The organism is Myroides sp. C6-3 (assembly GCF_050522425.1).
Lineage (GTDB): Bacteria > Bacteroidota > Bacteroidia > Flavobacteriales > Flavobacteriaceae > Flavobacterium.
The window spans coordinates 83,670-105,212 of record NZ_JBMVQP010000010.1 but is presented as its reverse complement, the minus strand read 5'-3'; the positions used below and the strand labels follow the sequence as shown (position 1 = coordinate 105,212).

At 36.6% G+C, this 21,543-nt stretch carries 22 protein-coding genes and 1 tRNA gene; 12 read left to right on the top strand and 11 right to left on the bottom strand.

Going from position 1 to position 21,543, the window contains the following annotated elements; translation table 11 throughout:
- Positions 1-109 precede the first annotated feature (109 nt).
- Positions 110-1,846 carry an MFS transporter gene (locus ACPDG9_RS06325; RefSeq protein ID WP_430526916.1) on the bottom strand — a complete coding sequence of 579 codons (1,737 nt, stop codon included), beginning with the start codon at positions 1,844-1,846 and terminating at the stop codon, positions 110-112.
- A gap of 132 nt (positions 1,847-1,978) precedes the next feature.
- Here ACPDG9_RS06325 and ACPDG9_RS06320 point away from each other — a divergent pair, with 132 nt between their 5' ends.
- On the top strand, positions 1,979-3,007 hold the full coding sequence (locus ACPDG9_RS06320) for a hypothetical protein (protein WP_430526915.1): 1,029 nt from the start codon (positions 1,979-1,981) through the stop codon (positions 3,005-3,007).
- Positions 3,008-3,077: 70 nt separating this feature from the next.
- Here the strand turns inward: ACPDG9_RS06320 and ACPDG9_RS06315 are convergent, their stop codons facing one another.
- The 7 genes from ACPDG9_RS06315 to pyrR all read right to left on the bottom strand — a co-directional run bounded on the left by ACPDG9_RS06315 (position 3,078) and on the right by pyrR (position 7,459).
- Positions 3,078-3,638 carry a DNA mismatch repair protein MutS gene (locus tag ACPDG9_RS06315; protein ID WP_430526914.1) on the bottom strand — a complete coding sequence of 187 codons (561 nt, stop codon included), beginning with the start codon at positions 3,636-3,638 and terminating at the stop codon, positions 3,078-3,080.
- 11 nt (positions 3,639-3,649) lie between these two features.
- Positions 3,650-3,922 carry a hypothetical protein gene (locus ACPDG9_RS06310; protein WP_430526913.1) on the bottom strand — a complete coding sequence of 91 codons (273 nt, stop codon included), beginning with the start codon at positions 3,920-3,922 and terminating at the stop codon, positions 3,650-3,652.
- 3 nt (positions 3,923-3,925) lie between these two features.
- Positions 3,926-4,573 (bottom strand): pyridoxamine 5'-phosphate oxidase, encoded by a 648-nt coding sequence (gene pdxH / locus ACPDG9_RS06305; protein WP_430526912.1) that lies wholly within the window; start codon positions 4,571-4,573, stop codon positions 3,926-3,928.
- Positions 4,574-4,581: 8 nt separating this feature from the next.
- Complete coding sequence (locus ACPDG9_RS06300) at positions 4,582-5,496, bottom strand: ribonuclease Z (protein WP_430526911.1); 915 nt, start codon at positions 5,494-5,496, stop codon at positions 4,582-4,584.
- 94 nt (positions 5,497-5,590) lie between these two features.
- Positions 5,591-5,932 carry a ribonuclease Z gene (locus ACPDG9_RS06295; protein WP_430526910.1) on the bottom strand — a complete coding sequence of 114 codons (342 nt, stop codon included), beginning with the start codon at positions 5,930-5,932 and terminating at the stop codon, positions 5,591-5,593.
- Between the two features lie 30 nt (positions 5,933-5,962).
- Entirely contained in the window at positions 5,963-6,889 is a 927-nt protein-coding gene (locus tag ACPDG9_RS06290; protein ID WP_430526909.1) for an aspartate carbamoyltransferase catalytic subunit, read from the bottom strand.
- 21 nt (positions 6,890-6,910) lie between these two features.
- Positions 6,911-7,459, bottom strand: a complete 549-nt coding sequence (gene pyrR, locus ACPDG9_RS06285; RefSeq protein ID WP_430526908.1) for a bifunctional pyr operon transcriptional regulator/uracil phosphoribosyltransferase PyrR — start codon at positions 7,457-7,459, stop codon at positions 6,911-6,913.
- Between the two features lie 223 nt (positions 7,460-7,682).
- Here pyrR and ACPDG9_RS06280 point away from each other — a divergent pair, with 223 nt between their 5' ends.
- From ACPDG9_RS06280 to ACPDG9_RS06245, 8 genes are all read left to right on the top strand, one after another.
- On the top strand, positions 7,683-8,480 hold the full coding sequence (locus tag ACPDG9_RS06280) for an META domain-containing protein (RefSeq protein ID WP_430526907.1): 798 nt from the start codon (positions 7,683-7,685) through the stop codon (positions 8,478-8,480).
- A gap of 84 nt (positions 8,481-8,564) precedes the next feature.
- Entirely contained in the window at positions 8,565-9,107 is a 543-nt protein-coding gene (locus tag ACPDG9_RS06275; protein ID WP_430526906.1) for an NADPH-dependent FMN reductase, read from the top strand.
- A 12-nt stretch (positions 9,108-9,119) separates the two neighbouring features.
- Positions 9,120-9,193, top strand: a tRNA-Ala gene (locus ACPDG9_RS06270).
- A 193-nt stretch (positions 9,194-9,386) separates the two neighbouring features.
- Positions 9,387-10,412 carry a hypothetical protein gene (locus ACPDG9_RS06265; RefSeq protein ID WP_430526905.1) on the top strand — a complete coding sequence of 342 codons (1,026 nt, stop codon included), beginning with the start codon at positions 9,387-9,389 and terminating at the stop codon, positions 10,410-10,412.
- A 76-nt stretch (positions 10,413-10,488) separates the two neighbouring features.
- On the top strand, positions 10,489-11,253 hold the full coding sequence (locus ACPDG9_RS06260; protein WP_430526904.1) for a site-specific integrase: 765 nt from the start codon (positions 10,489-10,491) through the stop codon (positions 11,251-11,253).
- A gap of 73 nt (positions 11,254-11,326) precedes the next feature.
- Entirely contained in the window at positions 11,327-11,458 is a 132-nt protein-coding gene (locus tag ACPDG9_RS06255) for a hypothetical protein (RefSeq protein ID WP_430526903.1), read from the top strand.
- Positions 11,459-12,243: 785 nt separating this feature from the next.
- On the top strand, positions 12,244-12,858 hold the full coding sequence (locus ACPDG9_RS06250) for an outer membrane beta-barrel protein (RefSeq protein ID WP_430526902.1): 615 nt from the start codon (positions 12,244-12,246) through the stop codon (positions 12,856-12,858).
- A gap of 138 nt (positions 12,859-12,996) precedes the next feature.
- The gene (locus ACPDG9_RS06245) at positions 12,997-14,334 is read left to right on the top strand and encodes a serine hydrolase domain-containing protein (protein WP_430526901.1); all 1,338 of its coding nucleotides are present in this window, start codon (positions 12,997-12,999) and stop codon (positions 14,332-14,334) included.
- A 26-nt stretch (positions 14,335-14,360) separates the two neighbouring features.
- On the opposite strand, the gene ACPDG9_RS06240 is transcribed toward ACPDG9_RS06245, so the two are convergent.
- Positions 14,361-16,280 (bottom strand): OmpA family protein, encoded by a 1,920-nt coding sequence (locus ACPDG9_RS06240; RefSeq protein WP_430526900.1) that lies wholly within the window; start codon positions 16,278-16,280, stop codon positions 14,361-14,363.
- A 390-nt stretch (positions 16,281-16,670) separates the two neighbouring features.
- Here ACPDG9_RS06240 and ACPDG9_RS06235 point away from each other — a divergent pair, with 390 nt between their 5' ends.
- From ACPDG9_RS06235 to ACPDG9_RS06225, 3 genes are read left to right on the top strand one after another with little or no spacing between them, the layout of a single operon-like run.
- Positions 16,671-17,261, top strand: coding sequence for a glutathione peroxidase (locus ACPDG9_RS06235; RefSeq protein ID WP_430526899.1), 591 nt, complete (start codon positions 16,671-16,673; stop codon positions 17,259-17,261).
- Positions 17,262-17,318: 57 nt separating this feature from the next.
- Positions 17,319-18,971 carry a 2-succinyl-5-enolpyruvyl-6-hydroxy-3-cyclohexene-1-carboxylic-acid synthase gene (gene menD, locus ACPDG9_RS06230; RefSeq protein WP_430526898.1) on the top strand — a complete coding sequence of 551 codons (1,653 nt, stop codon included), beginning with the start codon at positions 17,319-17,321 and terminating at the stop codon, positions 18,969-18,971.
- A gap of 59 nt (positions 18,972-19,030) precedes the next feature.
- Entirely contained in the window at positions 19,031-19,375 is a 345-nt protein-coding gene (locus ACPDG9_RS06225; RefSeq protein ID WP_182647464.1) for a DUF2853 family protein, read from the top strand.
- A 74-nt stretch (positions 19,376-19,449) separates the two neighbouring features.
- Here the strand turns inward: ACPDG9_RS06225 and ACPDG9_RS06220 are convergent, their stop codons facing one another.
- Positions 19,450-20,787 carry an amidohydrolase gene (locus tag ACPDG9_RS06220; RefSeq protein WP_430526897.1) on the bottom strand — a complete coding sequence of 446 codons (1,338 nt, stop codon included), beginning with the start codon at positions 20,785-20,787 and terminating at the stop codon, positions 19,450-19,452.
- A gap of 14 nt (positions 20,788-20,801) precedes the next feature.
- Positions 20,802-21,518, bottom strand: a complete 717-nt coding sequence (locus ACPDG9_RS06215) for an ankyrin repeat domain-containing protein (protein ID WP_430526896.1) — start codon at positions 21,516-21,518, stop codon at positions 20,802-20,804.
- Positions 21,519-21,543 lie beyond the last annotated feature (25 nt).

Sequence of the window (21,543 nt, the reverse complement as noted above, 5' to 3'; positions counted from 1 at the left end):
AGAACAGCAAGTAACCAAAACAAATGGCATTGACAACATAAGATTCGTGAATACCAATAATATCAGCTATTTTTCCTGATAAAAAAACTTACTTTTTTATTTACTTTTTTTAATCCATATCATCAATAGCGATCCCTTGTTTAGCTAATACCTTTTTGGCTATAAAACCAAAGAACAGCAAGTAACCAAAACAAATGGCATTGACAACATAAGATTCGTGAATACCAATAATATCAGCTATTTTTCCTTGTATTGGAGGCAATATTCCTCCACCAAGTATCATCATAATCAAGAAAGAAGAACCTTGAGCTGTATATTTTCCTAAGCCCATAATTGCGATATTGAAAATTGCAGGCCACAGCACACTACACGCCAATCCCCCTGCTAAAAAGGCGTAGATTGCTAACATTCCACTAGAGAAAAGTCCGACGATCATCGCTAAGAGTCCAAACAAACTAAACAAGATCATGGTACGAGCAGATTTATTCTTACTCCAAAAAGAGAAAACAATCTGAATCGCCACACATAAGCTGTAGTAATACAAGTGTTCGATTTCATTCCCTGCGAAGTAGTTAGCCGAAAGAATAACAATATACGCCAAGAGAGGCACAGCAATTAAGGCTATTAATTCCTTGCGTTTACTCAATTGAAACACACTAACAGCCCCTGCCCAACGTCCGATCATTAAGCTTCCCCAATACATCGAAACATAAGGAGCAATTTCAACCGCCTGAAGCGAACCGAATTCCTCTAATTTTAAGAGTTCCCCCAAGTTACTTCCAATACCAACCTCAACACCTACATAAGCAAAGATAGCTAGCATCCCCAACAGCAATTGAGGGTACTGCATGGCTCCCCATCCTTCTTTGTTTCGTTGACTCGACAAATAGGCTAAGCAAATACTTCCTACAATTATAACCAAAGCGCCACCTAAAAGATAGATGCGTTTATTTTCTATAGGCGTTAATAGTTGTTTTATTTCTGCTTGTATTTTATATACATCTCCTTCCACTGTTTTTTCTTGTTCTGCTTCAACCTGTAGCTCTTGTTGTTGTTTTTGGAGGTTTGTTACTTGAAGATAAGCTTCACTTTTATACGTATTAAAAACAGGAATAAAAACGGCTACTAAAAGCACCGTCATACTCACTAATAAAAGCATGGCTTTCTTAGCGGGTTTTATTTCAGCACGACTTCTGCTATCTGGTATTTTTTTTGAAAAGAAGAACAACAAGGCCGCTAAGAGGAATAGTCCCCCAACAGCGCCATATAAAATCGTCATTGAATCCAAGCTTAGGTGTTGGATCTGATCATCAGTCAATGTTTTAGCACTTCCATACAAAGCATAAGCCATCAACAAAGGACCAATTGTCGTACCCAACGAATTGATTCCCCCGCCTAAACTCACTCTACTGGTTCCCGTTTTAGGATCCCCTAGGGAAATAGCAAAGGGGTTGGCTGCGATTTGTTGGAGTGAAAAACCCAAAGCAACGATAAAAAGCCCTACTAACAAGGCCGCGTAAACGCTAATTTGCACAGCCCAAATCATAGCAATTGCCCCAGCAGTTGAAAACACCAATCCATAGACAATGGAACGTTTATATCCCCAATTACTCACTACATCTTTCTTTTTCCAAGCACTAAGCAAAAAAAGCAATAGTGCACCAAAATAATAGGCGGTATAGAAAGAAAAATCAATTAATTGAGACTGAAACTGATCCAAATTGAAAAACGCTTTACAAAATGGAATGAAAATACTATTCCCCGCAGCAAAGAATCCCCAAAAAAAGAATACAGTTACTAAGGTATATAAGGCAGGATAATTGGTTTTAGTTGTCAATGAATTCATAGCGAACGGCTTGTACATTAAGTTATCTTTAACGTATCCAAAGATAATTAAATAACCTATATCTGTTCTTAAATGTCCCTACTTAAGATAAAAAAAGTATTTTTGTACTCTCGATAATGATATATTTACTTTATGAAAAAGGTTTATACACTAGCAGCTGCTATTTTCTTGTTCGGGTTAAGTTCTTGCGACGATGGGAAACTTACCTACAACAACATTGATTTTTCTTCTGTAACAACAGTAAATCGCTGTTCGGACATTGGAGATGGAGCTAAGGTTTTCTATAAATTAAAAGATACGGACGCTTTTATTTTAGTTGCTGACATGGATAATATTATGCGAGATGAAAATGTTCAAATCGTAGATGTTGAAATCGATGGAACGACAACGAGTTTAGCCTATAGAAAGTACAATGACAAAGTGGAGTCTTTATCCATTTGTAAATTCCCCGCTCCTAGTCACCCATCTGTAGTAGAAGAAATTGCTGCTTCACCAGGAGCAACGTTGCGCACGCAGCGTATGGTATCGATTAACAACACGAACAATACGGAATTAATAGACAATCATGAGGTGCGATTGACCTACCAATATAACTTCACCATTTTAAATGTCAATTTTAAAGATGGGGATACAGATATGAAGTATGATCGCATGCCTTTTGGAACGAATAACTACCGCTATAGCTCCCTTGGGTTTAAATTCTTAAATAGTGATAATACGGCTAAAACCATCAATCCATGTCAAGAAAAATGGATAACACTGTCTGATAAAGAGGCGATGCTCCTTCCTTTAACGACAGAAGAGCTCCCAACAGATGAAGGAGAAAAAATCATTCCCCTAACAACAAACAGACCTTTAGCGTACAGACAATATGCACGTGCTGGAATTAATTTGACGGAAGTTTGTGAAAACGAGGGTGATATTCCAGGTAACACACCTTCTAACAACAACCGTTTGGTTGAAAATTGGACGGCGGTAAGTGGTGATATTGTGATCAACACAAGATGGACCAATCCCGCAGGTGAGGAGAAAGCAAAGTTAGTTCACGAGATTATCTTGAGAAATTTAACTTTTGCCAAAACTCAAAATAACAATTTGACCTTCCACAAAAACATTTTGCCATTCGGTACGTTAACCATAGAAAATACAACAGAAGAATAAATAAACTAAAAATCCCCTTACTGGGGATTTTTTATTACTAGAAAAACAACCTTAGTCGTTGTTTTTTTGACTATCGATTCGGATTTTGTTTGATGTAAATTTGCATTGCACCAACGCCGTATTTTTGATAATTGGCATCTTCTGCTACTACCTCTGAATATCGGCTAAACAAAAACTCTAATTCCGCTTTTAGTACACCTTCTCCTACCCCGTGTATAAAAACAATACGCGGAATTCGGTTGCGAATGGCAAACTCCAATTGCCCTCTTGCGGCATCTAACTGCAAGGTTAACATATCGTGTTTTTCCATGCGTTTATAGTCCTTAGTCAATTTTTCAATATGTAAATCAACTTCTAAAATAAACTCGTCTTTACGCGACTTTTTTTCTTTGACAAAAGAGCGTTTAGGCGGTTCTATTTTACTTTGCAAAGCTTCTTGAACAGATCCTTTAGAACTAGCCGATTTAAAATCTACTTCTTGGTCTTTTCCGATCTTCAGCAACTCACTAGGTTTGTAGTTCAATACAAATCCATCTTTGGTTTCAATAGTCACTTGATCTCCCTGAATTTGAGTAATCACTCCTTCTTCGTTTTCGTCTAATACTTGTACGTAATCTCCTTTACTTAACATCTTACTTCCAATTACTGTTTTTTACTTTCTTCTGTTATCGAATAGTCTTCATGTGCTTCTTGCTTTTCCACCGGGGCATCAGAGCGCACAACTAAGGCTTTTCTTGGTGTATTACTTGGTGTTTTTTGCATGAGGCGTGCCATCGCTAGAAAGAATAAAGCGACCCCTATAACCTGTACCCAAAGTCGAGGTTGATTGGAAGCCTGCTCCATTAACGCCCAGATCATAAAACCCACAACGACAAGAGAGCCTATATTTTTTTGTATTTTCACTTGTTTCTTCATTATTTAAGGAGCTAAACGTTCTATTTTCCAATCGAGTTTATCTTCTGTTAACACATAGCGAATGCGGTCGTGTAAGCGATTGGGTCTCCCTTGCCAAAATTCAATACTCACGGGTTCTACACAGAATCCCCCCCAATGCTTTGGACGGTGTGTATTATCTTCCGTAGCGGTTTGTTCTAACTCTTTCAAGGCTTGAACCAAACAATCGTAAGACGCAACAACTTCACTCTGATTGGATACAATTGCTCCAAGGCGACTACCTAAAGGGCGACTATCAAAATAATTGTCCGATTGCTGCTCGCTAACTTTATGTGCTATTCCTTTAATGATAACTTGACGTTCCATTGAAGGCCAAAAAAAAGACAAACACAGCTGAGGGTTCGCAATAATTGCTTTTCCTTTTTCCGAATTGTAATTGGTGAAGAATACAAATCCATGCTCATCGTAGGATTTTAGTAGCACCACTCTGGATTTTGGAAATCCATCCAATCCAATAGAAGATACAGTCATGGCATTTACTTCTTCCACGCCACCGAAATCTTCCACCTCGCAAAACCATTGACGAAACTGCATCATTGGATTCGCATCAACGTCGCTTTCGATCAATACTTGTTTTTCGTATGATTTTCGATAATTACTTAAATCGTTCATTGTATAGGTTATTTAGAGAAATCAAAGATAACACCATCATCGGCATTTAGTATCCTTCCATCAAAAACTTCTGTGGCTTCCTTTTTAAAGAGGGTTATATCATCATATCGCGTCGAATAGTGTCCCAAGACCAATGTTTTTACATGGGCTAATTTTGCAATTGTTGCTGCTTGCTTGGCTGTACAGTGCTTAGTGCGTTCTGTATAGTGTACTTCTGATTCGAGAAACGTACTTTCGTGGTACAATACATCTACCTCTTTTATAATAGGTACAATAGCCTCTGAATAATAAGTATCAGAACAAAAGGCATAACTTTCCGTTGGTTCGGGATCATACGTAATCGATGCATTGGGCACAACCGTACCGTCATCGAGTGTAATATCTCCCCCTTGTTTGATTTTTTGATAATAGCAACGGTCAATGCCCAAATCTTCAATAGCACCGATTCTCAATTTTCGGTCACCAGGTTTAGACTCAAATAAATAACCGTTCGTGTACACGCGGTGATCCAAGGGAATAGTGCGAACAACAACCCGATCATCTTCAAAGACAATCTGGCTTTCTTTACTTTCTAACTCGTGGAAATAGAGGTTATATCCCGTATAAGAATTACTCAACCTCAATTGCAATAAGATAATTTCCTTAATACCTTTAGGACCGTAGACGTGTAAGTCACTTTGTCTATTCAGCAGGGAAAAGGTAGAAATTAATCCAATTAAACCGAAAAAGTGATCTCCGTGTAGATGGGAGATAAACACATGGTTAATACGTTGAAACTTAAGTTTATTCTTGCGTAATTGAATTTGGGTTCCCTCACCTGCATCAATCAAAAACATATGACCATTGAGTTCCAACACTTGAGAAGTTGGGTTAGTCATCGTTCTTGGTGTTGCTGCATAACAACCTAATATAGTAAGTTTCAATGGCTCAAAATTTTATAATTCGTGCCTGTAAGTTACAAAAAAGCCTAGAGCATACAAAAGAAAAAGGCTTAATTACTAAGCCTTTTCTATTTCGTTATAATTCTAAATCGCGTTGTATTTCGTCCATTTCAATTAAATCGAAAGCTTCTTGTTTGGTAGGTACCACGATGAGATCGCCATCAAAGTCGTTAAAATTAACGGCTGTGGTAACAACGACAAAAGATTTGTTTGCTTCTTCCATGTGTTCCACCGCTAAAGCTTCAATGGATTCAAGTGTTTCTTCTGTCACCTCTTCTTGTGAATTTGATAAGTCGATCACGAGGTTAAAAGCCTTAAACAAGGGGGAATATTGCTCTTCTATTTGATGCAATACAGCAATTATCGTTTCTGTTCCAACTTGGATTACTTTGGTATGTCCTTTTTCTGTAACTTTCATCTTTCACTTCATTTAATACTACTAAAATAGCTATTTAATCTTGGATGCCAAAAGATATATAACAGCCATGCGGATCGCTACTCCATTTTCTACTTGATCTAAGATCACAGCCTGTTGAGAATCGGCCACATCCGAAGTAATTTCTACTCCTCTATTGATTGGTCCAGGGTGCATTACCACGATTTCTTTATCTAAAGAATCTAAGATCTCTTTGGTCAACCCAAATTGCTGTGCGTATTCTCTGGTATTAGGAAAGTAACTGAAGTCTAAACGCTCGTTTTGAACGCGCAACATATTGGCTACGTCACACCATTCTAACGCTTTTCTTAGGTTTGATTCAACCTTTACCCCTAAGCTCTCAATATACTTTGGAATCAGTGTTTTAGGCCCACAAACTCGTACCTCTGCCCCTTGCATTTGCAAGGCAAAAATATTCGAAAGTGCTACACGGGAGTGTAAGATATCTCCCACAATCACCACCTTTTTCCCTGCAACATCCCCTAGTCGCTCGCGAATAGAGTAACTATCTAACAGCGCTTGTGTCGGGTGTTCATGTGCCCCGTCTCCAGCATTAACAATGCTAGCTTTGACATTTTTAGACAAAAAATAAGCGGCTCCTGGATTGCTATGACGCATAACGACCATGTCCACTTTCATTGCTAAAATATTATTTACTGTATCAATTAAGGTTTCTCCCTTTTTTACCGATGACTGAGCAGAAGAAAAACTGATCACATCAGCTGACAAACGCTTTTGAGCTAATTCAAAAGACAATTTGGTTCTTGTACTATTTTCGAAAAAGATATTGGCAATCGTAATATCTCTTAATGAAGGTACTTTTTTAATAGGTCTATTGATTACTTCTTTAAAATGATCTGCCGTTTCAAAAATTAAATCAATATCGTCTTTGTTTATATATTTTATTCCTAATAGGTGATTTACACTTAATTCTTTCATTACTTCAAGTAGATTTTGCTTTTAATTATGATCAAATTCCTCTAAATAGATACAATCGCTTGATCCATCTTCTGACCAATGTACACGTACAGCTTCGCGGTCAAAGGCATCTACTTGTCTTCCTCTGTAATCAGGTTGAATAGGCAAGTGACGACTAAATCTTCTATCGATTAATACTAATAATTCAATTTCTGCTGGTCGACCAAAGGATTGAATAGCAGTCAGTGCAGCGCGAATACTGCGTCCTGTATATAAAACATCATCTATAAAAACGACTTTCTTATCTTCTACAAGAAAATCAATTTCAGTTCGATTTGCTTCAAGTGGCTTTTGATTTCTTCTAAAATCATCGCGGAAAAAGGTGATATCCAAATACCCTAAGGGAATATCTGTAATGCCGTATTCCTTTTCTAAAATAGCTTTGATTCGCTTGGCGAGGTATTTACCACGGGGTTGAATACCAATAAGTAAGGTATCAGAAAAATCCAAGTGATTTTCTACCAACTGACAGGCCAAACGGTGAAGAATAATATCAATCTCTTTTGAAGTAAGTAATACTTTTGGATTCATATAAAAAAGAGTTGTGTTTGGAGGGTAAAATTACAATTAATTATGCTTCTCTCACAATTTATACTCAATAATTTAAAAGATAAAATCTCAACGCAAAAGGCAGTAATAGCTAACGAAAAAGGGACAGAGAAAATGTTAGGATGCTGTTAAGTATTTTTGGAAACGCAATTCCAAAAGTTAATTCACTATCTTTAAGAGCCTAAAACAAAAAAAAATTCAAAGGATGAATAAATACTACTTACTTGTACTTTTTATACTTGCATTTCTCTCCCCTATTCAAGCGCAAATCCCCCAGGATTCGGTGCTGAATACGACTTGGATTCTCACGCAAGCAACAAATTCACTTCCCATTCAAAGACAAACAACACTCCAAATCAACACTTTAAAATACGAAATTAAAGGATTTGCAGGGTGTAACAACTATACTTTGCCCATTCGTCAAATCAGAGAGCGCAAACATTACACCCAACTTGTAACCGATGAGATTATCTCCAATACGAACGAATGCACAAAACATGTCAATGCCTTTGAAGGCAATTTCCTCAAGGCTTTGAGTGATCAAAAACTGAGAATTACCACGGATCAGGGAATATTAACACTTGTCAATGAGAAAAAAGAGACTTTTGTTTTCTCCATGCAACCTCAAAACCCCTTGCTCAACTATATCGAACGACATGCTTGGAAACTCATTCAGCTAGAGGGAAACAGCACTCGCGTATATCATCCTTACCTCACCTTTGATTTCAAGGAACATACGGTTTCAGGCTATACGGGCTGTAACTATTTTACGGGTAAAATCATCATCAATAACACCATGAATAAGATTCAATTTACCGATATAGAGGTGAATAAGAAAGCTTGCTCATCTCCAAGTAGAAAGCAGCAAGAAAAGGAGTTTCTCCAATTCATTGACGGTAAGACGTATTCGTTTGATGTTGCTGAACAAACCCTCAATTTATACCAAGACAACGAGCTGCTTTTAATGTTTGGCTTGATCCCTAAACAATTTACGCAAGAGTAGAGTTACGCATTTTTCGCGATTTAAAAGTCGTTGATCACAATTATTTATCGTAATTTTAGGCCGTAAAAAAACACGAATAGTTTTATGAAAGCTTTAATTTTTAATGGTTCTTTGGACGAAGAATCTTTTAGAACGTCACGTCGAATTGCACAATTTTATGCTGACGAATTCATAAAGGCTAATCTAGAGGTAGTACAAGTACACTTATCTGATTATCAGATCCCTATATTCCAAGCAAAGCATATGGAGACCCCTCCACAAGATGTTACCCGCTTTATCGAAGCCTTCCGTTCTGCGGATGTGCTGATTTGGTTAACTCCCTTGTATCACGGTGGAATGACAGGTGTAATGAAAAATGCACTAGATTGGTTAGAATTAACCGCAAGGGATACACCTGCATATTTAACGAACAAGATTGTTGGTTTTACTTGTTGGTCTGCAGGGAATCAAGCTATGCAGGGAATTCAAGCGCTAGATAATGTTGCTAAAGCATTAAGAGCTTGGTCTTTACCTTATAGCATTCCCATTAGTAATATGGATTTGTATATAAACAATGAAATTTCTGACGTATATCAAAAAAAAATGAGTATGTTAGCGCAACTTTTGATCGAAAGCAAAAATCGATAAAAATAAAAGGTCGGGGATGTAGCTCAGTTGGCTAGAGTGCTTGACTGGCAGTCAAGAGGTCGTGGGTTCGAGCCCCATCTTCTCCACTTTTAGATAAAAAGCTACCTAATTGGTGGCTTTTTTTGTTTTATACAACTACTATTCAGTTAAATACCTATTTACCTCTCCCCTCTTTCTTAGTGTTCAAGGCACACATTTAGGTGTACCATTTTTTTGTGAGGTGTATCAATACTAAAATTTGTATTAAGTTTATATCTCACTTTATACTTTCATATTCTAATGGATCAAAAAATTAAATTAGCAAAAGCTTTTCATACTTGTCAAACACAAGCTACAAAAAAAATAAACACATGTTTTCATCCTGATTGTGAGGAAGAATCAATAAATTCACATATTTTACAAAAAAATGGAATCCTTTCAGTAATTGCAGAAGATCAGCATGTCATAGAATGGAGAATCAATAAATACAAAGACTCTGAATATTTCTTTAAAAGAATTGGAATAAATGTAGCCTTTTCCTTCAAATGTTTTTGTGCTCATCATGACTTCAACTTATTTGAACCTATAGAACAGAATGAAATTGATTTCTCTGATTATAAGACTTTACTCTTATTTACATTACGAACTATTTATAATGAAATCTATAGAAAATTAATTAATGTAAACATGCTTGAATGTTTAATGGAAAATAATTCTTGTATATTAAGTAGTTCAGAAAACTTAAAAGAAAAAATTTTGCAAGAAGAATTAGCAATAAATGACTTAAAAAAAATTGAAACTGTTATCTGGAATGATTTGAATTCAGAAGTAGAATCATTTGTTTTTAAAATAAGACAAATATCACAAAAAGATATTTGTCTATCATCTTTTTATCCTTATGAAACATCAAAAGAACTTAACAGCTACTTTATTCAACATAAAAAACACAAAGAGAATATTACTGAACTGTTTGTAAGTTTATTCCCTTATCAAGGAAAATCAATTTACATTATGGCATATAGAAAAGAAAATGAAATTCTAGTAAAACCTTATATTAACGACTTTTTTTCTTGTAGTGAAAGGAAATTAGAGATAAAAATAACAAATTTAATGATGTTTCATTGTGAAACATGGGCAATATCAAATGACTTTTATACAAAAAGAATTAAAAAACACCAAGAAGCTTTTGCTTTTGCAACTAAATTTCATAGAAAAAATTTAAATGAACGTAAATTTTATGATTTAAATATATTCAGTAACACTTTTGAAAACAAATTTAATATTTTTAAAAAAAATGCTCCATATTATTTAGCACTCAATAGCTAATAGATTTTTTACCTCATTTTATATAAGGTATACCCCAACAGGTATACCTTTTTTTATACCCTAAAACCAAAAAATCATGCTAAACATACTATTCTTATTACAGAAAAACAGAACCAATCAAAAAGGAACTTGTCCTATTAGATGTAGGATAACCTATTTAAAAGCTAGGAAAGAATTTTCTACAGGATTATTTATAAAACCAGAACATTGGCAAAATACCAAGCAAAAAGCACATCCTCCTAATGAGGAGAACAATTTTATCAATACACAGCTAAGCCTGATTCAGAACAAAATGAATCAGGCTTTTTTATTTTTACAACTACAACAAGTTGTTTTTAATGTTGAAGCTATCTACAAGCAGTATTTGGGAGAAACACAGAATAAAGACAAATCACTCCTAGAAGCTTTTCATTACCACAACAGTAAGATGGAAAAATTAGTAGGGATTGAAATTTCTGAGAATACCTTAAAGAAGTACAGACAAACACTCAATCATGTCAAGGCTTTTGTGTGGTTTAAATTCAAGAGGAAGGATATACTATTGAAAGATTTAAAATTTAGTTTTATTACTGACTTAGAATTTTACTTGAAAACAGAACGAAAGTTTTTACCTAATACTTACCTCAAAACTACACAAAGGTTTAGAAGAGTAATCAGAGTAGCTATTGCACAAGATTATTTAGATAAAGATCCTTTTATACTGTATAAACCTCAGCGAATAAAAAAGGAAATAGTTTATCTTACCTCTGAGGAATTAAGTAAACTAGAGAATTATGATTTTTCTCAGAGCAGATTAGAGAAAATAAGAGATTTATTCATTTTTTGCTGTTATACAGTATGAAACCCTTCAAGACGCTAGAGCGTTTATAGATCAATCTCTTTTACCTTTAGGTTTTAATCCATTGGATAAAGATATGTACACAACAAATATGTATGCTTATACATATGACAAAGGGAAAAACAGAATCATACTTGTGATTATGGCGTATGAGGATACAAATACTAATCAAAAATCACTGCGCTACCTAACAGGTGCGTTATGGTAATGGATCATACATCTTTAAATAATTGTTCCTATTCAAAGAAAGTGCAAGCAAAATAAAAAAAAGCCTTAAAAAGTATATTGCTTTTAAGGCTTTTTCATTTATAGCAATTTGATTCAAATACAGCGTTGTAGGAAAAAAGAAAAGATCTCTACTTATTCAAAAGATGTATTCCCGTTCCCTCGTATTGGAAGTAAAAAAAACTTTTTCTTTTTTCACCCCATCGAGATTACTCCCCATTTTATTTTTCAAACATTCCTTTGTACTATATTGTTAATCCCACTCCACCTCAAAAACTACTCAAATCAACAAATCACATTAAAAAACACAAAAAACGCAAAAAAAAACCAATACATTAACACAAATACAAATTTAAAACCCTAAACAAAAAACAGTTACCAATTACAAAATAAATATTAACATTTATTTTGCACTAATTAACAAAAACAAGTATGTTTGTCGAAATGTTAAAAGATGAAACCTACCTTACTACTATTTCTTCTACCACTTCCTTTTTTTAACTGTTGCCCAATCATACAAAGGTACGATTTACAACAACAAAGCCGTTGATGTTGAGGTTCAAATGCCATTTGAGGTCAATACAAAAAAACTGAAAGACAACATATTGAGGTATGGTCCATATTAACCGATCTTCGAGAGAATAGTACAATCTCAGTAGTTGGAATGTTGTACGATGTCAACAAGGAAGAACGCATCCTTGTGGTTTTTCACCCAACCTCGTATGGGTATTACTGAAGTAAACATGCTTATCAATCAATTAAAACAATATGAAATTAAAATTACACCTTACCCTTCTTCTTCTATTTTTATGCGTTTATTCTTCCCACGCACAATACGGTGGCTATCGTCATGTTAACTCCTATATTTGCTACAGCTGTGATTTCGGTATTGAGGTTGGAGCACTTATGTCTAACATCAAAGGACTTGACGCAAGTGAAAAGCCCGGTTTTTACATTGGATTGTACAACATCAAAGAATTTAACGAGAACTGGGCTTTACGATTTGGGTTAGGATACGCAAATCTTGGTGCAAAAACAAAAGAGCTCAATACGAATATTGTTTTACACACTGCTTTAATAGAGCCGGTCCGTGTAAACTATACTTTTCGAAACAAGATAAAAACTTTTGTTGGAATGAATATAGGAATGACTATGTTAGGTAAAAATCCCTTTAATGAAGACCAACCAGAACTAACTTTTTTTCCTAAGGGAATCAGGATGTTGGACTATAGTCTTTTCGCAGGAGCAGGATACAAGCTTACAGACCAGATGGATCTAAACCTAAAATATGATCTGGGTTTAAATAATATCAATGAACTAGAGAATTCTAAAGACAGATGGAAAAAAAACTGGCTTATGCTCAGTGCAGCTTATACCTTTTAGAGCTTTCTAGTATACTATAATACCACAAGCAGTTCACTCGTTTTGAACTGCTTTTTTTTGTCTTAATCAATTCTTTCTACCGGCCCACAACTTTTCAATTAAATCTATATATTTGAAAAGATCACAATTCATCGCATTATGACCCGTATTTTATCTCTTGTTCTCGTTTTTGTCCTTTTTCCGTGCCTTTCACTAGCACAAAAATTCAATGCAGCCAAAGCAGACGAATACATTCAGCGCATCAGCGCTAACCACAGAGGTATTGGTTCTATTGCGTTATACAAAAACAACAAAGTGCTTTACGAGAAGGACTTTGGACATGAATTGGTAGGAGAAGCACAACAAACCCCTCATCTGTATCACATCGGTTCGATTACTAAAATGTTTACGGCTGTATTGATTTATCAATTAGTCGACGAGGGTAAACTCAAGCTTGATGATCGAATTGCTCCTTATTTCCCTTCGATTAACATTCCCAATCTCTTTACGCTAAAAGTAAGCGATTTACTTAGTCATACCAGTGGACTTGACGACTATACGTGTTATGACGACGACTTTTATTGGCTCAAAACACCCCAAACACAAGAGGCTATTGAAGATAACATTACCCAACAAGGAACGCCTCATTTTGGTGGAAAAAAGAAAAACTTCTTCTTCTCCAATACAGGATACTACCTACTCGCTCGAATTGTGGAGCAAAAGAGACAGATGAGCTATGACGAAGCGGTGAAAAAATACATCATCAAAAAAATAAACTTAAAAAACACCTATACAGCCAGTGATGTTTTGCCTTATGAGGTACAATCCTACCAGCTTTTTGACCAATGGGAAGTTATGGACGAAATCAGCTTTGAGAATACCAACGGCGTTAATGATCTTGTTTCTTCTATTGGAGATTTGGCGCAATTCAATCAGGCGTTATTTTCAAACAAACTACTTTCCAAACAGAGCTTAGCTAGCATGAAACCTGTCCCTTTTAAAGAAAAGTATGGCCGCGGGATGATGTATTACATCTACAAGAAAAAGAATTTCGTTGGGCATACTGGTGGTACTTTCGGATCCTTTTCTTTGCTTTACTATAACGAAGCCGAAAAACTAACGGTCGTTTATGCCATTAGCGGTGCTGCTTTTTCTCATTATCAATTATTTGATGCTCTATTAGCCATTCTTTATGCTAAGAAATATACGCTCCCTGAATTTGAAACAATGCCTGTTACAGACGAGCAATTACAACAATACGTTGGCTCATATCGCAATGCTCAATTGGATCTTACGGTCGAATTTGTGATTGAAAAGAACAAATTGTTCTTAAAGCCTTCGGGATGTAATCGCTATGCGTTATTGGATGCAGTTGGAGATAACACCTTTCGCTCCCCCGAGGGAACGGTTACTTACAGCTTCAATCCACAGCAGCAACAAGTAACCATACAACAGCTAAAAGCTAATTTCACACTCCATAAAGTAACAACAGAATAGGAGTCCTAAACTGCTGTTTTTCTTCGTTAAAGATGGAGGATATGAAACTCTGATCGCCTATTTTGTTGATCTTCGGCAGGCGAACAAGGATCGCACTTCACTTTCGGTTGGCTGCTCCCTACCCCTTTCACTTCTATGCGCCCCGAACTTATCCCCTGATCGAATAAATATTGAGCTGTTGCCTTTGCTCTTGCTTCGGATAGCCTTTGGTTATACTTTTCTTTTCCCACGTGATCCGTGTGAGCAACAATTAAGATTCGCATTGTTTTATTTTCGCGCATAAAGTCGACCAATCGATCTAATTCGCGTTCTCCTACCGCAGTAATCGTTGCTTGATCAAACGCAAAAGGAATAGCATTGAGTATCACTTGATTGTCTTGAACCTCTGGGCGTACCTGTTTGCGCAATGCAATGTCAAGGGGTTCTTCTTTTCCTTTGCCACTGCTGTATTCTTCTTCTTTATAGAAATAGCCTTCTTTTTCAAATTTTAACGTATACGCTTTGTTACACGAAATAGTCGATTCAAACTGCCCCTGCTCATCGGTTTCTACTTCTGCTAGTATTTGACGCGATTTATCGACAAAAGCAAGCTTCACTCCACGCAGTGCTTCTCGTGTATCGATATCTACCACCATACCCTGAACCACCGTCTCACAAAGCGGCTTTACCCGATAAATATCTTGTCTACCAATGCGATTACTCGACAAAAAACCAAAATCTCGTTTGCTGTTATACACCCAGTTAAAATCATCTTTAGGTGTATTGACTCCTTCCCTCAAGTTTTGAGGTACCGCCTGTTTGTCTTTCAAGTCTAAGGCATAAATATCCAACCCTCCATATCCTCCCCATCGATCTGAAGTAAAGTACAAGATCTCATCTTCTGTAATAAAAGGATAGTCCTCCTTATACCCCGTGTTGATTCGCTCTCCCAAATTTTCGGGTTCTCCAAAAGCCTTTCCCTCTTCTAAAATAGAAACGCGCCACAAGTCCAACTCCCCAATACTCCCTGGTTGATTGGAAGCAAAATACAGGTAGTCCCCTTGAGGAGAAACAAAGGGATTAACATACGTATAGCCTACTTGAACAAAGGGCAATACAGTTATTTTATTCCACTTTTTACCTTTGCGTTCTGCCCAAAATAAGCTCATCAATCCCTGTCTTCTTTTGACAGCTTTATTCTTTCGAAACTTGCGATGACGATAACTCTCAGAAGTGAAGTAAATCAACTTATTGGAGGGATGCATCACCGCTTGTCCGTCCATAAAGCGTCGGTTAATTCTCCCCTTTAGCAAACTGTGTTCAAAAACAGGTTCATCTTTGGATTTTAACGTGGTCTGATACAGTGCTGTATTCGGCATTTTCGTTCCCTTTTCTTTGGCTTCAAAGAGCTTTCTCACCCATTTTTGGTTGTATTTCGTTCGATTAGAAACAAATAATAGGGTATCAGTTGTAGTCCAGGAAAGACTGTGATCAGCATAATAAGCATCGTTAATTCCCGCTTCTTCAATAAAGTGAGTAGATAGATTTTTTCCCCAACGCGGATAATCGTCTGCGTGTTTTAAAAAATAAAGCGCCTTAGGATCGTCTGCTGCTCCATGGGCAAACGTGTACATCGCAGCTGCAGCTGCTTCGTATCGTCCATTTTTAGTCAAGTTATACGCCAAGCGATAATAAAATGCTACAGACAAGCCTGGATCTTGCTCTAGAGCTTTGGTATAAAATTGCGCTGCCTGAACTGACAGTCCCAATTGATCATAGCACAACGCTAACTGTTGATTGATATAATTAGGGGTATGTCTGCCTCTTAGTAAACGAGTGTATTCGTCTTTTGCCTTGACATACTCCATCTTAGTAAAGTATCTATCTGCCTTTTTTAAACTGGGTTTTCGTTTTCCTTGAGCCGTAACAGCGAGCACCAAAAATAAAACCACAAGTACGTTCTTCATCTTTTGTTTTCTTTCACTTTGTAGAAAACTAACGCAATAATGCATATGCAGATTGTTCTACTTTTTGCTTTTTAATAGGCTATTAACACTGTAATCTTCTTCCATTAAACAAAAATCAACCAGAGTCATTTTTCGTTAGGATTCTTCTAATTTTAATACTTTCCAATCGGAACTTGTGTAAAGCGCAAATAAAATATATGCGCTTTGTTTTCCTTTTTCCCAATTGATTTATACTATTTTCTTTTTCACTCCCTAAACTGCGAATTTGTTAGCAATTGCTCCGTTCTTTTTTTTAAAACGTTAAATCCTTAGTATTTAAAAAATCTATTTGTAATTTTAATACATTAAAAACCAGATTTACACGTGTAAATCCACTCAGCAAATCATTGAATGAAAAATTATGTTTTGGCATTTGCTTTATTAGCACTAAGCCCATCAATTGTAAAAGCGAACGAATACGTAAAACAAACAGCAACCATGAAAGAAACAGCAAAGAACAAACAGACGATTTACCAATTTAAGGTAAAGGATTTGTATGGAAATGATTTTGACTTTGCCTCCTTAAAAGGAAAAAAAATACTAATCGTCAACACGGCATCTGAATGCGGATTAACGCCGCAATATGAATTACTACAAAGTTTATATGAAGAATTTGGAGGGGATAATTTTGCCATTGTAGGGTTTCCTGCAAACAATTTTGGCAATCAAGAGCCAGGAAGTAATACAGAAATCGCTACTTTTTGTAAAGCCAATTTTGGAGTAACCTTTCCGATGATGGAAAAAATATCCGTAAAAGGCGAGGATATAGCACCTATTTATCAATTCCTAACACAAAAGAGTTTAAACGGTTTTGCCGATAGTACAGTAGAATGGAATTTTCAAAAATATTTGATTGATGAACAAGGTCATGTAGTGCAAGTCATCAATCCAAGAATACTTCCCAATGATCCTGAAATCAAGGATTGGATAAAAAAGAAATAAGTTAGAATAAGGATGCCATAGTAATTTTATTTGTAATTTTATCTTTTTAAAATTACTATGGTTTATCCTTCAATACAGTTAGCACAAAGTATTCTTTCGATTTGTAAAGCAAAAAATCTAAAGCACGTTGTTATATCTCCTGGATCGCGTAATGCGCCTTTGACCATTGGTTTTACCAACGATCCATTTTTTACTTGCTATAGCATTGCTGATGAACGATGTGCTGCTTTCTTCGGAATGGGTTTAGCACAACAAATGCATACCCCCACAATTTTAATCTGTACCTCAGGGTCTGCACTTTTAAATTATTACCCTGCTGTTGCAGAGGCTTTTTACAGCCAAACACCTTTAGTGGTGTTATCAGCAGATCGACCACTACACAAAATTGATATCGGAGACGGACAGACGATTCGTCAACAAAATGTGTATCAAAATCACATTGTATACAGCGCCAACCTTACAGAAGAGGCAAGCGATGAGAACGATCAACTCATTCAAACGGCTATTGACACTGCCCTAACCAAAAGAGGACCAGTTCATATCAATGCACCTTTTGAAGAACCTTTATACCAAACTACGGAACACCTAACAGTACAGCCAACAATACTACAAACGCAATTCCCCAATCTTCCACCAGTCAATTTCGATTACTATAAAAAAGAATGGACAAAGGCTCCTAAAAAGATGATCCTTGTAGGTACTTGCGCCCCCAACTCTATTTCTGCTGCCATAGTTGCAGAACTAGCAAAAGATGAGTCTACGCTGTTCTTGGCAGAAACATTAAGTAACATCAATGATCCTCTTGTGATTAATGCGATTGATCGCTTGGTTATTCCGATGACTGATGCCGATTTACAACAGCTTCAACCGGATATATTACTAACGTTTGGCGGAATGGTAGTCAGTAAAAAGATAAAGCAATTTCTACGTCAGTATGCTCCTAAGCAACATTGGCACGTGGATACGCTACGTCATTACGACACCTACGACTGCTTAACGGATCGTATTTATACCGATGCACAGTCTTTCTTAACCCAGTTGACCTCTGCTCTTCAACCTGTTCAATCAACCTATAGATCGTGGGCACACCACTTAATGAAGGTGCGCAATACCAAGCACAAAGCGTTCCTGTCTACGGCTCAGTTTTCTGATTTTACAGCTATTGATTATTTAGTTGCTCAATTGCCTTTATACAGTCAATTGCAGGTTAGTAATAGTGCTGTTATTCGCTATGTTCAACTTACTGCTGTTGATCCGACTATAACCGTATATTGCAACAGAGGAACTAGCGGCATTGACGGTTGTACGTCAACCGCTATAGGCGCTGCTGTGGGATCAGGAGAACCAACGGTACTCATGACGGGAGATATTAGTTTCTTTTATGACAGCAATGCCCTTTGGAATAGGTATATACCGAAGAACTTCAAAATCATTCTAATCAACAATGGAGGAGGTGGAATCTTCCGAACTCTTCCTGGTCATCAAGAAAATGAAGTTTTTAATACCTATTTTGAAACAACCCATCAACTTACTGCGGAACATTTAGCTGCGATGTATGGTTTTACTTATTGGTGTGCAAAAGACCAAAAGGCGCTAGAAACCATGGCGACAACGTTTTTCCAAGCCAATGATCGCCCTGCTATTTTAGAGGTGCAAACCCCTACATTCTTGAACGATGAGGTTTTTAAAAAATATTATCGCAATTTGTAGTTTTTTATAGCACGATCTCTTTTATTTTTAGTAACTTGTAGCAACAAATAAATAAAATTATGAGTAAAAGAGCTGAATTAATTGAAAAGTACGCTGCGGATTTAAAAGACAAATGTGGCGTTAAACCAAACATGGAATTACTAGAGAAAGTGACTATTGGATGTGGACCATCGATTTACAACCAAGATTCATCTACAGTAGCTAGTTCTTCAGAGTCTGAAATGGCAACGGTTCGCAACAATTTCTTAATTAAGAAATTAGGATTAAAAGACGATGCTAAATTAGATGAAGGACTGAAAAAGGTAATTGACCAATATGGTGCTTCGAACAAACACAAATATAGAGCTGTATTGTATTACTTACTTACTGTTCACTTTAAAAAAGAATCTGTTTACCTGAAATAAGAAAAAAAAAAAGAGCGATTAAGTATGAATCGCTCTTTTTGTTGTTTGTTGTTCCTATATCTACTGTGTTTATTTTAGACGCTATAAACTAATTTTCCTCTGTTAAAGACAGCTTCTCGTTGTGGAGTTCGAGCAACTGCTTCTGCAGAACATGAGGCGTCCACTACAATAAAAGTAGCTTCTTGTCCTGGTAGAGGCCAAACTTGTTGTCCTTCATCCGTTAAAGGTGTCAATTGATCTTTTGTAGCGATCTGTAAAGCTCTAGATAAAGTAAATTCATCGCGCCAACCGTATAATTCTGCTGTTAATTTTGCTTTTTCCAACATATCACAAGAGCCAAAAGGAGACCAATGGTCTATGATACTATCTGTACCTGTCATCACTTGTACCTTATGTTTGTAAAACGTCGGAATAGGCATATTTAATTTGCCGATGGGTACTGTTGAAATCACTCCGATCCCTACTTCTGCCAACTGATCACTAAGGGCCTCTACTTTTTTCATTTCCAATTGACCTAGGGCAAATCCATGGCTAATAAACGTTTTTCCTTGAAGTGTTTTATTTGCGCGTACGGTATCAATCATGTACTCAATAGCAGCTAAACCAGTAGCTTTACCCTCATGCAGGTGAATATCTACACCTTTATTGTACTCTAAGGCAATCTGAAACATCACATCTAATGATTTCTTCCTATCACCATCTACCGTTGTAGGATCCAACCCTCCAATATAATCTACCCCCATTTGTGCTGCTTCACGCAATAATCCCGCTGAATCAGAATACAAAATACCATGTTGCGGAAAAGCAACAATTTCAGCTTGTATAAAATCCTTTTTATTCACCAACGCTTTTTGGAGGTGTTCCAAACTTTTCAGTCCACTTGTTGGTTCAATATTCGTTTGACAACGCGCAAAATACGTTCCTTTTCGATTCATTAAATCGATCGCTTTTTCCGCTTTTTCCGTTGAATGCAGTAAGAGATCAAGCAAAATACGACGCTCTAAATCGATCATATCTTTTACTGTTTTCCCTCTTATCGGTTCTGCTTGCCAAGGCTCGCCATACCATGTTTTATCAATGTGAATATGCATATCGCGTAGACCAGGTAAAACTAGTTTTCCCTGCACATCAAAGCTAGCAACATCATATACCGCTCCAAGTGCAGGTTTTATGGTAACAATCTTTCCTTCCTTAATGTATAAGTCATACAAGCCAGTTTGTGTTGCCTTGACTTGTCCATAGTCATTATAATTAAACCCCTCTTCTAATCGAGCATTCACCAATACAAATTCCTTTGTATCCGCCGTTACTTTTTTTACTTCCTCGTCTTGTACAGTAGCCCATTTCGTCCCAGAAATGAAAAACCCTCCTGCACCAGCGGTCGTCAACTGAAGAAATTCTTTCCTGTTCATTCGTTTTCTTTTCCTTAATATGCACCTGCTGCTTCTAACAGCTGCGCCATTTCTTTATATTTATTAACCTTAGCGTGATACAACGGTGTTTTGCCATCGTGATCTGGAATATTTACATCTACTCCACCTGCGATCAACTCTTTGACAATAGCCACATGTATTGGTCCTCCATCACTCAATACAATAGCCTCCATCAAAGCCGTCCATCCCAATCGATTGACATGGTCTATTGGAAAATTAGGCGTGTGAACAAGCAACTTAACAACTTCAAGATGTCCCTTTTCGGCTGCTGGAATTAAAGCTGTCCCCCTGTAGCGATTAAATACCGTAAAATCTGCTCCATGCGCTAAAGCCTTTTGAACCAAAGCTAAATTACCTTCCGCTCCTGCATACAAAAACGGACTATTTAAATTCAAATCTTGTGTATTGACATTTGCGCCTTGTTCAATCAAATAAAAAGCAATCTCATTGTACTGCAGGTACGCAGCCAACATTAAAGGTGTTTCTCCTTTTTTGTTCTTCACTTCTAGATTAAATTTAGCAGCGCCTACAATTGCTTTCACTTGTGTTAAATCCTTGTTTTTCACTGCTTGGAATAACGCTTTTTCTCCTGTAGTATTCATCTCACTTTCTAATTCACTATTGTTATTATTCGAACACCCCGCCATTAGATTAGTAGATAACCCAACGGAGAAGATCACACACAAACCACAAACCACTCTCCTAACCATAAGCCATTTATATTTAAATTCGTTT